This window comes from Desemzia sp. AGC72 (genome assembly GCF_057334175.1).
Genome location: NZ_JBHFIG010000020.1, coordinates 1 through 15044 on the forward strand (window position 1 = coordinate 1; position 15044 = coordinate 15044).

At 37.9% G+C, this 15044-nt stretch carries 14 protein-coding genes, 6 tRNA genes, 1 rRNA gene and 2 riboswitches; of the genes, 19 read left to right on the top strand and 2 right to left on the bottom strand.

Going from position 1 to position 15044, the window contains the following annotated elements:
- Nucleotides 1-36 precede the first annotated feature (36 nt).
- The 18 genes from ACE025_RS08365 (at nt 37) to ACE025_RS08450 (ending at nt 10428) form a co-directional block, all read left to right on the top strand.
- Nucleotides 37-109: transfer RNA gene (locus ACE025_RS08365), tRNA-Thr, on the top strand.
- 239 nt (nt 110-348) lie between these two features.
- Nucleotides 349-900, top strand: coding sequence for a YtxH domain-containing protein (locus ACE025_RS08370; protein WP_485939246.1), 552 nt, complete (start codon nt 349-351; stop codon nt 898-900).
- A 134-nt stretch (nt 901-1034) separates the two neighbouring features.
- Nucleotides 1035-1133, top strand: a riboswitch (TPP riboswitch).
- Nucleotides 1134-1187: 54 nt separating this feature from the next.
- Nucleotides 1188-1286: riboswitch (TPP riboswitch) on the top strand.
- A 140-nt stretch (nt 1287-1426) separates the two neighbouring features.
- On the top strand, nt 1427-2173 hold the full coding sequence (gene thiM / locus ACE025_RS08375) for a hydroxyethylthiazole kinase (RefSeq protein WP_485939247.1): 747 nt from the start codon (nt 1427-1429) through the stop codon (nt 2171-2173).
- Nucleotides 2170-2985, top strand: coding sequence for a bifunctional hydroxymethylpyrimidine kinase/phosphomethylpyrimidine kinase (thiD, locus tag ACE025_RS08380; protein ID WP_485939248.1), 816 nt, complete (start codon nt 2170-2172; stop codon nt 2983-2985). Before thiM ends, thiD begins: the two co-directional genes overlap by 4 nt.
- A complete protein-coding gene (thiE, locus tag ACE025_RS08385) occupies nt 2975-3601 on the top strand; it encodes a thiamine phosphate synthase (RefSeq protein ID WP_485939249.1) in 627 nt (208 codons plus the stop codon). Before thiD ends, thiE begins: the two co-directional genes overlap by 11 nt.
- Before the next feature lie 99 nt (nt 3602-3700).
- A complete protein-coding gene (locus ACE025_RS08390) occupies nt 3701-3979 on the top strand; it encodes a GNAT family N-acetyltransferase (RefSeq protein ID WP_485939250.1) in 279 nt (92 codons plus the stop codon).
- Nucleotides 3980-4199: 220 nt separating this feature from the next.
- Nucleotides 4200-4271: transfer RNA gene (locus ACE025_RS08395), tRNA-Glu, on the top strand.
- A gap of 26 nt (nt 4272-4297) precedes the next feature.
- Nucleotides 4298-4370: transfer RNA gene (locus ACE025_RS08400), tRNA-Thr, on the top strand.
- Between the two features lie 234 nt (nt 4371-4604).
- Nucleotides 4605-5051, top strand: coding sequence for a DUF4385 domain-containing protein (locus tag ACE025_RS08405; RefSeq protein WP_485939251.1), 447 nt, complete (start codon nt 4605-4607; stop codon nt 5049-5051).
- Nucleotides 5052-5087: 36 nt separating this feature from the next.
- A complete protein-coding gene (gene aac(6'), locus ACE025_RS08410; protein ID WP_485939252.1) occupies nt 5088-5534 on the top strand; it encodes an aminoglycoside 6'-N-acetyltransferase in 447 nt (148 codons plus the stop codon).
- A gap of 261 nt (nt 5535-5795) precedes the next feature.
- A tRNA-Tyr gene (locus tag ACE025_RS08415) sits at nt 5796-5879 on the top strand.
- Between the two features lie 4 nt (nt 5880-5883).
- Nucleotides 5884-5955 (top strand) — tRNA-Gln (locus tag ACE025_RS08420).
- A 15-nt stretch (nt 5956-5970) separates the two neighbouring features.
- Nucleotides 5971-6086: ribosomal RNA gene (gene rrf / locus ACE025_RS08425) — 5S ribosomal RNA — on the top strand.
- A 13-nt stretch (nt 6087-6099) separates the two neighbouring features.
- Nucleotides 6100-6172: transfer RNA gene (locus tag ACE025_RS08430), tRNA-Lys, on the top strand.
- Between the two features lie 181 nt (nt 6173-6353).
- Nucleotides 6354-7196, top strand: a complete 843-nt coding sequence (gene cdaA, locus ACE025_RS08435) for a diadenylate cyclase CdaA (protein ID WP_485939253.1) — start codon at nt 6354-6356, stop codon at nt 7194-7196.
- On the top strand, nt 7193-8362 hold the full coding sequence (locus tag ACE025_RS08440) for a CdaR family protein (protein WP_485939254.1): 1170 nt from the start codon (nt 7193-7195) through the stop codon (nt 8360-8362). Before cdaA ends, ACE025_RS08440 begins: the two co-directional genes overlap by 4 nt.
- 89 nt (nt 8363-8451) lie before the next feature.
- Nucleotides 8452-9804 (top strand): phosphoglucosamine mutase, encoded by a 1353-nt coding sequence (gene glmM / locus ACE025_RS08445; RefSeq protein ID WP_485939255.1) that lies wholly within the window; start codon nt 8452-8454, stop codon nt 9802-9804.
- Between the two features lie 78 nt (nt 9805-9882).
- Nucleotides 9883-10428 (top strand): dihydrofolate reductase family protein, encoded by a 546-nt coding sequence (locus tag ACE025_RS08450; RefSeq protein ID WP_485939256.1) that lies wholly within the window; start codon nt 9883-9885, stop codon nt 10426-10428.
- 54 nt (nt 10429-10482) lie between these two features.
- Here the strand turns inward: ACE025_RS08450 and ACE025_RS08455 are convergent, their stop codons facing one another.
- Nucleotides 10483-11613 (bottom strand): NADH-dependent flavin oxidoreductase, encoded by a 1131-nt coding sequence (locus tag ACE025_RS08455; protein ID WP_485939257.1) that lies wholly within the window; start codon nt 11611-11613, stop codon nt 10483-10485.
- A 149-nt stretch (nt 11614-11762) separates the two neighbouring features.
- Entirely contained in the window at nt 11763-13748 is a 1986-nt protein-coding gene (locus ACE025_RS08460) for a S9 family peptidase (protein ID WP_485939258.1), read from the bottom strand.
- Between the two features lie 250 nt (nt 13749-13998).
- Here ACE025_RS08460 and ACE025_RS08465 point away from each other — a divergent pair, with 250 nt between their 5' ends.
- Entirely contained in the window at nt 13999-14955 is a 957-nt protein-coding gene (locus tag ACE025_RS08465; RefSeq protein ID WP_485939259.1) for a 2-hydroxyacid dehydrogenase, read from the top strand.
- Nucleotides 14956-15044 lie beyond the last annotated feature (89 nt).

Consider the following 15044-nt stretch of genomic DNA (forward strand, 5'->3'; position numbering starts at 1 on the left):
TTTTTTACATAAAATTACAGATCCACTTATAAAAGTGCCGCTTTAGCTCAGTCGGTAGAGCGCTTCCATGGTAAGGAAGAGGTCGCCGGTTCGAATCCGGCAAGTGGCTTTCTTAATACAAATGAGTCAAAAGCCATACAAATGCTGTATTACAGTTATTTGTATGGCTTTTTTTGTATGCAGTAAGACTTTTTAATAGTGGCTTTTTATAATAAGTAGATTTGTTTTTACTTCTTATAATGCGTATTGCTTTTGACATTCTCATTTATGTTATATGATGTTCTTATAGACGTTATCTCCTATAGAGGTTGAAAATCGGTATTATAATTCGAAAGGGGCACAAATAAAATGAAAGCATCAAAATTAATGAATACGGGTATGGATTACGCACAAGACGCATTTGAGATGGCCAAGGATCATATGCCATCCTCTCATCATTTAGCTAAGAAGAAAATGATGATGGATGCGAAATTAGCTAAAGGAGCTACAAAAGCAATGCCTGCTAAAGTTAAACATATGGAACTAGCTAAAATGATTGCTTTACCTTTAGCAGGTGCATTAGTGGCTTTATTATTTGCACCAAAATCGGGTAAAGAATTAAGAACAGATATAAAAAGCAAGTTTGTAGATGTAAAAGATACAGGAATGGAAAAAGGTAAAGAGTTAAGAGAAGCAGGAATGGAAAAAACTCAAGGATTAAAAGATAAATATAGTGCTGATGAAGAAACTTCATATGATCCTTCAGATAATTACGATGAATCTGTAGAAGCTCATGGAAATGTGAATGGAACAGCTGCAGAGCCAAAAGGTGATGAAACGATTCCAGCTGATAAGTTGGATGAAACATTAGATGACTTAGGGTATTCATCAGAAGACGAATTATTAAATGAAGATAAATAATTTTTTAGGATACTCCAGTTTGGTCAGCTGACTTGGCTAAACTGGAGTGTCTTTTTTATTTTATTCAAACAAGTATGGTATCCGTGCTGCTCATTGCATTTCACCTTTATGTGTAGTAGAGTTATAAGTAATTAAATGTTTTGCAGGGGGACACAGATGTGTTGAGAAGGTTAAAACCTGACCCTTTGAACCTGTTAGTTAACACTGACGTAGGGAGCACTGTTTACATATGAAATAAATATGTATTGAGCTCTCCATTTTTATGGGGGGCTTTTCTTTTGTAAAACGTTTGATTGCGGGGGGACACAAGTGTGTTGAGAAGGTTAAAACCTGACCCTTTGAACCTGTTAGTTAATACTGACGTAGGGAGCAATAGTGTTTTATACACTTTTTTTGGTCTCTACAACTATTGTAGAGACCCTTTTTTGCTTCTGTCAAAAAGGAGGATAAACAGTGATTATTTACCTGATTTGTAGAGAAGTACTTTAACAAAAAACGATATATTGAGAAAAAGGAGTAGTTGAGAATGTTATCTAAAATTAAACAAGCAGCGCCATTGATACATTGTATGACGAATTATGTGGTAGCTAATTTTTCAGCAAATGGATTACTTGCAGTAGGAGCATCCCCTATTATGGCTGATGAAATAAAGGAGGTTGCTGACGTAGTCTCTTCTGCTGAAGGATTACTGATTAATATTGGGACTGTAAATGATTGTACAATGAAATCTATGCTAGTTGCTGGTATAAAAGCAAATGAATTAGATATCCCAGTCGTACTTGATCCTGTAGGTGTGGGGGCTACAGATTATAGAAAGAAAGCGGTTCTTCGTTTATTAAAGGAAGTCAAATTCAGCTTGATCCGATGCAATGCTGGAGAGTTAGCAGCTATAGCGGGAGAAGAATGGCAAGTAAAAGGGGTTGATAGTGGTGAAGGTATTTTGAATCCCAGTACAATAGCACAAAAAGTCGCTTTAGAATATGAGTGTCTGATAGCAGTGACAGGAAAAACTGATTATGTAACAAATGGTGAGATTGAATACACCATTAATGGGGGAAATGAAACTGCAACACATACCACAGGAACGGGCTGCTTACTGAGTGCAATTTGTACGGCATCATTAGCCAGCAGTAATAAAGAAGAAGACTTGGAAGTCTTAGCTGCTACCCTAAAAGACTACAAATACGCAGCTGAACTCTGTACTGATAAAGCTGGTTCATTTGCAGTTGAGTTTATGAATAATTTACAAAAAATTGCAGAGGTGAGTATATGATTTCATTGACGATTGCAGGATCTGATTCAGGAGGAGGAGCTGGAATTCAAGCAGATATAAAAACTTTTCAAGAACTTGGCGTATTTGGAACGACAGTAATAACAGCTTTAACCGATCAAAACACATTAGGAGTTCATGGAGTTTTTAAAGTCGAATCAAGTTTTGTTCAACAACAGCTGTTAACAGTATTAGATGATTTTTCTGTCAAATCCATCAAAACGGGTATGCTGTTCTCTGCTGAAATTGTTGAGGCAACAGCTGCTGTTTTACAAGAACGAAATATTCCTTTGGTTCTTGATCCTGTGATGATTGCGAAAGGTGGGGAGAAACTTTTACAGAACTCAGCTATTAGAGCACTGGTTGAGCAGTTGCTGCCATTAACAACTGTTTGTACCCCTAATATACCTGAAGCGGAAGTTCTTACTGGGATATCAATTAAGAGTTCGAAAGATATGGAAAGAGCTGCTCGTATAATTTTACAAATGGGGGCACAGTGGGTAGTAATGAAAGGAGGACACACAGTGGAAAAAGATGCAGTCGACCGAGTGTATAGTCGCAAGAAAGATTTTAGGATGACGACTCCTAGAAAAAAGACCGTTCATACACATGGTACTGGTTGTACTTTTTCAGCAGCGATTGCCGCTAATTTAGCAAAAGGATATTCTATACCTGAGGCCATTATTGAAGCTAAAAAGTTTGTCCACTTGGCAATCAGCAACCCTCTTTTTATAGGGAAAGGTAAAGGACCGACAAATCATTTTGCTTTTAACCAACAAAAAGGAATTTGCGAGGTAGTAGTGAATGAAGAATGATTTTTTAGAAGTTTATTTTATTATGGGATCTAATGATTGTAAAAAGGAACCACTAAAAACACTACACGAAGCATTAGAAGCAGGGATAACCTGTTTTCAATTGCGTGAAAAAGGAGAAGGATCTTTAACAGGACAAGCGTATGAAAAGTTTGCTTCTGATTGTCAAAAGTTATGCGCAGCTTATCAAGTTCCTTTTATCATAAATGATGATGTCGATTTAGCACTGAAATTAAATACTGATGGCATTCATGTTGGTCAAAATGATTTAGCTATTTCTAGCTTTCGTGAACAAGCCAGAGGGAAAATTATAGGAGTTTCTGTTCATGATGCTGACGATATGAAAAAAGCTATAGGAGATGGTGCTGATTATGTAGGAATTGGTCCAATATACAAAACTCAGACTAAGAAAGATGCCCAGCCTCCAACAGGTTTGGCTGTTCTAGAAACCATACGAAAACAGTATAGAAAGTTCCCTATTGTGGCAATAGGAGGCATAACAGGAGATAATGCTGTTAGAGTTCGTTCAGCAGGTGCAAATGGAGTAGCTGTCATATCAACGATTTGCCATAGCAAAAATATAAAAACTACAGTAGAAAAATTGAGCAAAACTATTTGAAGTTAAAAACTGACCGATTGGAATAGAAACAAGAAAACTGGAAGGGCTCCTTGAGAAGTGCTAAAATAGATTCAAATGATAAAAGGAGTGGTAGATACCATGGACTTCGAAAAAGGGGAAAATCGTTTTTATAAAAATGATGAGGCTGGAAATTTAATTGCTGAAATCACTTATGTACCTTCTGGGGAAGATAAAGTATTGGTCGACCATACTTTTGTAGATCCTAGCCTAAGAGGCCAAGGAGTAGCAGAACAATTAGTAGATCGTACTGTTCAAGAAATGAAAAATGAAGGTAAAAAGATTGTTCCAGTTTGTCCCTATGTGGTAACTTTATTTGAACGCAAGCCAGAAAAATATCAAGATATTATAGCTGACTAAATTTTATTAGAAAACTAGAATTTATTCATTTTGTTGGGAATTCAATTCCAATAGAATGGACTAATTTCTAGTTTTTTTGTTGTTAAATATGCAAAAAAGCAAAATTAATGAATAATTATTAGAATAAAATTAAAAATAGCGGAAAAAGACAATCTTCTATTTACAATGGATACAATATTTTATATAATTCTTTTTGTGCTTAATAAGTACAAGTCTTTAAGGCCCGTTGGTCAAGCGGTTAAGACACCGCCCTTTCACGGCGGTAACACGGGTTCGAATCCCGTACGGGTCATTTTAGTTTCAGGAATAATCGCGTTCGCCGGCTTAGCTCAGTTGGTAGAGCATCGCACTCGTAACGCGGAGGTCACAGGTTCAAATCCTGCAGCCGGCATCATACGAAAAAAACAGGTTTACAAAGGTTTCTATAAACTTTTTGTAAACCTGTTTTTTCTTTTTAGATACTTTTACGAACTACCATTTGGATCCATATTCTAATAAAACATAAAAATTGATTGGTATGAACAAGTAGAGTAAGGTTGAATATGATGGTAAGTATTTATTGTAGTAGGAGAAAAAATAAAGAAATTAGAATTCTGTTCAATTAATCTTTTAAAGAGGTGATGAAATGTCGTTCGATTACGAACTTGATTTTGATGAGATTAATTTCCGCAAGCAACCTGAGTTATATAGAGTAGGAAGAGGAGAACAAGGCGTACTGTTGGTAGAGCCGTACAAAAGTGAGATACTTCCTCATTGGCGATTTAAAACTCCGGAAATCGCTGCAGAATCGTCTGAAAAAATTTACCAAATGTATTTGAAATATAAAGAAGACAAGGACTTTGTCGGGATGGATATGGCTAGAAAATTCCTTCAAATGGGCTATACCAGATCTAGACGCTACGCAAACTATAAAGGCGGAAGAAAATATAAGGAAAACGGCGAAATTAAGGAACGAACGATTGATGAAGAAAAAGCAAAGTCAGCTGCTATTTTTGAAAAGAAATGGAAGATCGTCAGAGAAGATGAAGATTACCTCAAGTTGAAAAAAGAGCATCAAAAAAAGCATGGTTAATCAAGTGAGATGACAAAATACTGAGGATGTTGAAGAATGACAACGATTCAAGAAATGAAACTTTCTGATATTTCTGATGTTGCTGAAATGGGGCAATTGTTGTTCAAAGAAAATGAGTCTGTTGTTTTAGTAAAAGAATTCGAACACATGTTGGAAAGTAAAAAAAACAGCATAATAGTGGCTAAAGAAAATAAAGAGATTGCAGGTTTCATCCATGTATCTTTAAGGTATGAATATGTTGAAGGAACCACTTCAGCACCTGTAGCTTATGTAGAAGGTATTTATGTGAAACCAGATTTTCGTCAGCGCCAATTAGCGCGCAAGCTGATCTTGTCAGGAGAAGAATGGGCTAAAGGTAAGGGCTGCACGCAAATAGCTTCAGATGTAGAATTCGACAATTCTCTTAGTCAAGAGGTTCATCAGAAAGTTGGTTTTAAAGAAGTAAATCGTCTGATTTGTTATGTGAAACCTTTAGTGTTGTAAGCGAATGGAAGGAGTAGAAGCTTCAGCCATTCAGTTGTTTCTTAGAGCAATAAGGGGTTAAATTAAAAATTCATCCAACCAACTAATAATGTCAAAAAGCAGCAATCAAATTGCATTTAGGTTGCCTTTTAGCCGAGTGAATTATTCAGGATTATGAATAATAAAACAAAAAAACATTTTCTCTCTTGACAGAATGGTGTGTTTAATTGTATTATATTCTTGTTGCTGATTTTTGAATATGTTTTCTGCAATGATTTTATTGGAGGGGTAGCGAAGTGGCTAAACGCGGCGGACTGTAAATCCGCTCCTTCGGGTTCGGCAGTTCGAATCTGCCCCCCTCCACCATTTATGGGCTATAGCCAAGCGGTAAGGCAAGGGACTTTGACTCCCTCATGCGTTGGTTCGAATCCAGCTAGCCCAGTTAAATTAAACCATGTGTGGTTTTGATGGCAAGAAGGTCACACCTGTTCCCATGCCGAACACAGTAGTTAAGCTTCTTAGCGCCAAAGGTAGTGAAGGGTTTCCCTTTGTGAGATTAGGACGAAGCCATGCTGGTTTAATTTATGAGTCATTAGCTCAGTTGGTAGAGCATCTGACTTTTAATCAGAGGGTCGCAGGTTCGAATCCTGCATGACTCATTAGAGCAGACTAGAAACAGTATTCTTGTTTCTAGTCTTTTTTTGTATTTTTTGACCTGAGGAAAGAAGAGTTAGAAAACGATAAAAAGAGCTCTTAACGTATCATCAAATAACGTCATTCAAACTAAACTGTGCTATAATATGGACTGAGTGACAATTTTACACTTTTGGAGGTGTCCACATGTCAATAGATTGGTCACTACTTTTTACATGGCGTTCGTTAATCAACATCATAGATGTTTTGATCGTTGCATTTTTTATCTACCAATTAATTATTGTTGTCAGAGGAACAAGAGCTGTTCAGTTATTGAAAGGGATTGCTATTATTGTTTTGATAAAGGTTGGGAGTTATTTCTTCCAGCTGCAAACAGTAGAATGGATTGTCGATTTAGTGATCCAATGGGCCGTATTAGCCTTGATCATTATTTTCCAACCAGAAATGCGCAGAGGATTAGAACATTTAGGTAGAGGTTCTTTATTTAATCGCAAGAAAAAGAAAAAGAACCCTGGAGAAGACCTTGTATCAAGTATACTAAAGTCTGTACAATATATGAGTAAACGACGCATAGGAGCATTAATTGCGATTGAAATGGAAACAAGTTTAGAAGAATATGTCAACACGGGTATTTCGATGGGTGCAGATATTTCTGGAGAATTACTGATCAATACATTTATACCAAATACTCCATTGCATGATGGAGCAGTAATCATCCAAGATTATAAAATCGCTTCAGCCGCTAGTTATTTGCCGCTTTCTGAGAGTTCATTGATTTCTAAAGAGTTAGGAACTCGTCATAGAGCTGCGATTGGTCTAAGCGAAGTATCGGATGCTTTAACCGTTGTTGTTTCCGAAGAAACTGGGGGAGTCAGTATTACCCAAAGTGGAAATCTATACCGAGATCTTTCTAGAGAAGATTTTGAGGTTTTCCTAACCAAAGCGCTGGTGTCGGAAGAAGAAGAACAAACGGTCAACCCTATTCAAACTTTCTTCAACGGTTTTAAAAAGGGGGCTTCTAAAAAATGATGGAAAAAATAATGAATTCTCCTTGGTTTTTACGGATTGTAGCGCTAGGATTTGCCGCATTATTATTTACTTATGTGAATAACGAAAATAGTAAACAGATCAATGCAAATAACCGTTCAGGCGGTGCAACAGTCAATAGTACGGAAATGATCACAGACTTGCCTGTTTTAGTCAATATTGACCAAGAAAAATATTTCGTGACGGGTATACCGGATTCAGTTTCTGTTTTGCTGGAGGGGTCGACAGCTATTTTGTTGAACACATTGACAACAGAGAGTTTTGATATTGTTACTCCTGATTTGAATGAGTTGGGTGAAGGAACGTACACCATAGAGTTGCTGCCTTCAGGCTTATCCGATGGTTTGAACTATAGGATCTACCCAGCTGAAGTGAAGATCACTATACAAGAACGAGTCAGCGAAAATTATGATGTATCTGTGTTGTTTAACGAAGATTCATTAGCCAGAGGATATGAAGCTGGTGAACCTATTGTAGACTCAGAAACTGTTCTGATAGAAGGAGCAGCAGATACATTGGAAAAAATTGCTAATGTACAAGTAAATGTTTCTGCGGAGGAAAATACAAATTCCGATATTACTCAAACTTTACCGGTCATTGTAACTGATGCAGCTGGGAACCAGCTCGATGTAGATGTAACGCCAAGTGAAGTGTCTGTTACCATTCCGGTGACATCAAACAGCAGAGACATTCCGATGTCATTGCAACAATCAGGCACTCCGGAATCTGGGTACAGCTATGAATTAGCATTTGCCGAGGGAGAAGACACTACAGCTAGCGTTGTAGCAGAAGAAGCGGTTCTGGATGCTTTGAAAGAAATTCAAGTGCCTGTTGATGTGACAGGTGTAACAGAAAGTTCCACTGTGGAAGTGACTGTTCCTGTTCCTGATGGAGTTGGTTCGATATTGCCCGAGACCATTGAAGTGGACATTACAGTTTCAGAGAAAGAAGAAACGGGCGGCTCTGAGCCGAACAGAACTGAAGAACCCCAAACTAATGAGTCCAGTTCTGCTCCTGAAAGCAGTGAAGAAACGAGCAGTCAAGAGTCTGAGGAGCAAGAATCTTCACAAAGCTCCAGCAGTAGCAGCAGTTCGGAATCTTCTGAGGAAAGTAGCAGTGAGAATTCAGAAGAAAACAATAATGAGTAATCATTAAAATGAAACAGAGAAATATCTAAATTTAAATAAAGATAAACGAATAAGCAATCTATTCAATTATTGAAAAGGAGCTTTTTGAAATGGGAAAATATTTTGGTACAGATGGAGTAAGAGGGGTAGCAAACTCAGAACTTACACCAGAACTAGCTTTTAAATTAGGAAGATTTGGGGGTTATGTATTATCACAACACACTGAAGGAGACGAACAACCACGTGTATTAGTTGGTAGAGATACACGTATGTCAGGTCAATTGCTGGAATATGCTTTGATCTCAGGTTTGTTATCTGTAGGAATCGAAGTTCTAAAATTAGGCGTTATCTCTACACCGGGGGTAGCTTACTTAACTCGAGTTCAAGGAGCTGCTGCTGGAGTTATGATCTCTGCTTCACACAATCCGGCACCAGATAACGGAATCAAATTCTTTGGATCGGATGGTTTTAAACTATCCGATGAGCAAGAAGAAGAAATTGAAGCATTATTGGATCAAGAAGACAATTTGCCTCGCCCTAGTGCAGCTGGTTTAGGAAGCGTAGAAGACTACAAAGAAGGTTCTCAAAAATACACTCAGTTCTTGCAACAAACGATCTCTGGCGATTTGAGCGGACTACAAGTTTGCTTAGATGGTGCAAACGGAGCGACAAGTCCATTGATCAATCGTCTATTCGCGGATCTAGATGCTGAATTTGATGTAATGGGCGTTTCTCCGGATGGAGTCAATATCAATGAAGGTGTTGGATCTACTCATCCAGAAAAATTAGCAGAAATGGTTGTCGAACAAGGAGCTGACGCTGGTTTAGCTTTTGATGGAGATGGCGACCGTATTATAGCTGTTGACGAATTAGGAAATATCGTTGATGGAGATAAAATTATGTATATTTGCGGGAAACATTTGAAAGATAAAGGTCACTTGAAAAAAGATACAATCGTTTCTACAGTCATGAGTAACTTAGGATTCCATAAAGCCGTAGAAGCTGCAGGAATGAAAGCATTAAAAACACAAGTGGGAGACCGCTATGTAGTGGAAGAAATGCGTAAAAATGATTACAATCTAGGTGGAGAACAATCAGGGCACATGGTGTTCTTAGATTTCCATACTACAGGTGATGGACTTCTTTCAGCTGTTCAATTATTGAATGTTATGAAAGAAACAGGTAAAAAATTATCTGAATTAGCTGAGGAAGTTACAGAATATCCTCAAAAATTAGTCAACGTAAGAGTTAGCGATAAGCACGGAGCTATGGATGTTCCGGCAATCAAAAAGGTAATTGAAGAAGTTGAAGCAGAAATGGCAGGAAATGGTCGTATTTTAGTTCGTCCTAGCGGAACTGAACCATTATTACGTGTTATGGCTGAAGCTCCAACGGAAGAACAAGTTAACAACTACGTAGACCGTATAGTAGATGTAGTGAAAGAAGAAATTGGTTTAGACTAAACAATACCATAAAAAGCAGAAAACTGATCAGACAGTTTTCTGCTTTTTCTTTTTACTGATAATTAAGGAGGAGTGCAAATGGATCAAGAACGAAAAGTAGTCTTGTTTATTGCTTGTAGTTTGGACGGTTATATTGCAACTAAACAAGATGGATTAGAGTGGTTATTTAGTGTTGATGGTCAAGAAGAGAGTACAGGTGTCGTGGAAGAGTTTGAACAAACGATTGATACGATCATTATGGGAAGGAAAACTTATGATTGGGTACTGAACGAATTAGATGGGGAATATCCTTATGAAGATAAAGAGAATTATATTTTTTCAAGAACTATACCTCAAGTACTGTCCAGAGGAATAACATTTACAGACAGGAATCCAGCAGAATTGATTCAAGGTTTGAAAAATCAAACTGGAAAGAATATTTGGTTGATGGGCGGCGGTGAATTGATAGCAGATTTTCTAGAAGCTGAGTTAATCGATGAAATGGTTATTACCATCGCGCCTATCCTGTTAGGAAAAGGTATCCCTCTATTTAAAGAAGGAAATTACGAAATTGAGTGGGAATTAAGGAATGTTCGGCAGATCGTTCAATTTGCTGAACTCACTTTTGAAAGAAAATCCCTATAAGAAAAGCAGTTTTTATCAGGGTTCAATCTGATGAAAACTGCTTTTTAAAAAGGTTTAATCGTTAGTCGTTTCAAAAGGAAGCCAACCTGGAACAAGTTGGATATATTCCCACATAGCGTCCGGAATAACTAATTCATTCTGGTCAGAATAAGAGATGGTTTTACGAATAGCCTCTTCGTTTCCCGACATCACTTTCTCAGTCCAGTCTGGTTCTACGATCAATTCGCGTCCTAAAGCTACAATAGGAATGCCTATATCCAAAACAGCTGTGGCATCTTCTGGCGTTTTAACAGATCCCACGCCGATTAATGGAATAGAGTCGCCTATTTTTTCATGGATCAATTGTAAGACAGGTGTTTTATCGTTTTTATCGCGCATTGAACTTTGGAAAGCAGATCCTGTAGAGATGTGGATGTAATCTAATCCTGTATCTTTTAATTTATCCAAGAAAGCCAATGTATCTTGTAAAGTTATGCCAGGCTCTTCAAGTTCTTCCGGAGAGATACGATACCCAAAGATAAACGGTTTTTCAGCATAGATTTGGATGGCTTTTTTTGCTGCAGCAATAACTTCCAATGGGAAATTCATTCGCTTTTCAAGAGTTCCGCCCCAGTGATCCGTACGGCGATTTGAATGAGGAGAGAAGAATTGCTGGATCAAATAAGTATTCGCACCGTGAAGTTCGACACCGTCAAAACCAGCCTGGATAGCTCGACGAGTGGCTTCGCCAAAAGCTTCAACTAATTCACGAACTTCTGAGTCTGGTAATTCTCTAGGTTCTTCTGCCCCTTTCCTGAGAGCAGGAACAGCACTGGCGCTTACAGGTTGTACCCCTTTTAAAGAAGCACGATCGCCCATACGGCCGACATGAAAAATTTGCAAAATGGCTTTTGAACCTGTACTTTGGATAGATTCAGCTAACTTAGACAAACTTTCAATCCGATTATCTGATGCTGCGCTAAGTGAGCCCGCAAATCTTCCGTCTTCACGAACTTGCGCACAAGAAGTGATGACAGCACCTAGTCCTTTAGCACGGCGTTTAAAATAAGCCAGTTCATCTGAAGTGACCATTCCATTGACAAAAGAAGACTGGGTAGTCATAGGTGCCATCACGATCCGGTTCTCGATCGTAGCTCCTGAAGCAAATGTAAAAGGTTCAAATAAAGGTTGATAAGACTCTTTCATTTTGATTAATCCTCCTATAAGTAAAAACGTGATATGAGTGACAGTAAAAAGTATACCCAAAAAGCTTACAAAATTATAATATATTGAATTCAGGATATCAAAAAAGCCAAATAAATAAAGATTTATCGGCTTCTTTGATGATCGCTAGTTTAATGTGATTCGAACCAGTCAGAGACAGCTTTCAAACGGTCGATACGCAGGTTTGGCAATCCATTACGAGATAAACCGTGGCTGGATTTAGGGAAAGTCATGAACTGAGTTTCCACACCTTGCCGCTTCATAGCGATATAAAATTGTTCTCCTTGTTCTTTTGGACAGCGCAAATCTTCATCGCTGTGTAAGATCAAGATAGGTGTTTTAGCTTTTTTGGCATAGGCTAAAGGAGACATTTCCCATAACCTAGTGACATTGGATAAATCATTCTGCAGTTGGAACTGCACAAAGAAAGGTCCGACATCGCTGGTTCCATAAAAACTGATCCAGTTTGATATAGAGCGTTGTGTGACAGCTGCTTTGAAGCGGTCTGTATGTCCTACGATCCAGTTAGTCATAAATCCACCGTAACTTCCCCCAGCAATATACAAGTTATCAGCATCTATCTCAGGATGAGCAGCTAACACAGCATCTGTACCTAACATCAAATCCTCGTAATCTTTATTTCCATAGTCGCCTAGGATAGAAGCCACGAATTCTTGTCCATATCCATTGCCACCGCGCGGGTTCAACAAAATGACTCCATAGCCTTTCGCGGCTAAAGATTGCATTTCATGGAAGAACGTTTCGCCATAACTGACTTGCGGGCCTCCGTGGATGTATAAGACTGCTGGATGAGACGATGTCGTATCGTCAGGAGCTAAATACCAACCTTGGATATCCCAATCATCAGCGCCTTTATACCAAAACATTTCTGATTTCGTGATCGTATATTCTTTTTCGAAGGCTTCATTTGGATTATATAAATCAGCCAATTTACCGGTAGTCAAATCAATCAGACCTAATGAACTTGGACGAGTTGGTGTAGAATAAGTCACTGCAAATTGAGTAGAGTCAGAAAAAACACTACCATCTGTCAAATGAAGAGGCTGGTCAAAAACAACAGCAATGTCTCCTCTTCGATTCCCTTTATATAATTTGATTTTCCCATGTTCAGTAGTTGAAAACAGGTATTCTTCATGGTTTAACCAAACTGGGTCGATGCCTTTCGTTTGTTGCTGGAAATCTCCTACTAGTGCATCACCTAATTCAATATCTTGATTGGGAGTTAAACAAGTTAGCGTACTGGCTGTTACGTCATACCCATAGAGTTTATTTTGAGAAACGAAAGCATATTCAAAATCATTCCCAACCAACAATAAATAATCTTCTTCAGGAGACATAGCACCAAAACCAAAGCTTCCTTTGGGAATAGAAGTAGTCAGTGACCGACTTTCTTCAGAAGTTACATCATACCAGTAAACCGTTTGTCCATATGCCCATTCATCGTCTGGAAGCAGTTCATCTGCATAAATCAAATAGCTTTCGTCTTTAGAGACATAATTTAAAGCAACAGGTTCTTTACGAGTCATTAAAGAGGTATGAGTTTTAGTTGCAACGTCAACCTTTTTAATATGGTAGTCTCTCTCAGCAGGAAGAATACCCGCTCCGTCTAATTTATAAGTTAATTTAGTTATAGTAGTTGCTTTAGGTAATTTATCCTCTTCATCAGTAGAAGATTTTTTTTGTGAGTTGTCGAGTTTTTCTTCTACTGTCAAATCGGTAGATGTTTGATAATAAATACTAGACCCATTTGACGTCCAATGATAATTAGAGACTCCTTCTTTTTCATCTGTCAACTGAACCGAAGTGCCGCCGTCTAAAGGCATGATCATGAGCTGCATTTTTTTATCTTTTGTTCCGTTGGATAAAAAAGACAGCCATTTATTGTTTGGAGAAATTTCAATGGCAGTATTAACAGTACCGTTGTCTCCCCAATCACGGCGCTGTTTTGTGTGAGTATTCATACTTTTAATTGCCGTATGATATGTATTTTCTGTTTTATCAATTTGAGTCTCTAAATAAAAAACTGTATCTTTCCATGTAACGGGTTGAGAAACATTTTTCAATTCATATAGACTTTCGGTGGTTATTTTTTTCATTACTCTCCTCCTGAAAATAAAATTTTAAGTGTGCTCAGTTGCATTATTAATTATTTCTAATTTTTCACTTACTTTCTTATCATTATTATGCTTCTTATTAGGAAGTAATTCAAGTAGAAATAAAAAGAAGTTTAAAATAAGGGAAGAGAGCTGATTTCACATTTCCAGTCAGTTATTGGTACAATAAGAAGTGAGATAAGCATATTCCTAACGGATGTAAATGCAAGGACAAAGAGAAAGGAAGAAATACATGCTGGTAAAATTACTTGAACCTTTAAGAGTTCCTAAAGAGTTGATCAATGAATTGGCGCAACCCATTAAAGATAGAGGACATGATTTTGTTTATTATGAAGAAAAGACAACGGATGCTGATGAATTAGCTGAACGAAGCATGGATGCAGACATCGTCATGATAGCTAACAACCCTTATCCAGAAGAAGCTATCAAAAAAGCTGAACAAGTGAAATTGATCAATGTAGCTTTTACAGGTGTGGATCATGTAGCAGGAGAAGCAGCCAAAGAAAAAGGGATAAAGATTGCTAATGCGGCTGGCTATTCTGATCAATCAGTTGCAGAATTGGTTATTGGACTGACCCTTGATCTGTATCGTTCTATTTCCCAAGGAAACCAAGACATTCGTAAGAAGAATTTTCCTGGTTTGATTCAAGGAAATGAAATCAAAGGGAAGACTGTAGGGATCTTAGGGACCGGCAATATAGGGTTGATGACAGCGCGTTTATTTAAGGCTTTCGGTGCGAACCTTATTGGGTACAGTCGTACTGAAAAAGAAGCTGCAAAAGAGCTGGGAATAGAATATGTTTCCTTAGACGAATTAATGAAACAAAGCGACATCATTTCCATTCATTTACCGTTGAATAAACAGACTAAGGGCTTCTTGTCAAAAGAAGAGTTGGCAAAAATGAAATCTTCTGCGATTTTGATCAATTGCTCGCGTGGTCCAATAATAGACAACGAAGCATTAGCAGAGTTGTTGAATAACGGAGAAATCGCTGGAGCAGGAATCGACGTATTTGATATGGAGCCGCCTATTCCAAGTGAATACCCATTGTTGAACGCGAAGAATGCCGTTTTAACGCCGCATGTTGCTTACTTGACAGATGAAGCTATGATAGAAAGAGCAAAAATTGCTTTTGAGAATACGATTGCGTTCCTTGATGGGGAGCCTAGAAATATCGTTCAAGAATAAGTGGTTGTATGAATCCCCATTGACTTTTTTCTCAATGGGGATTTTTTGTATTATTTTAAAAATGAGCAACAGTAAGATATCTCTATTAC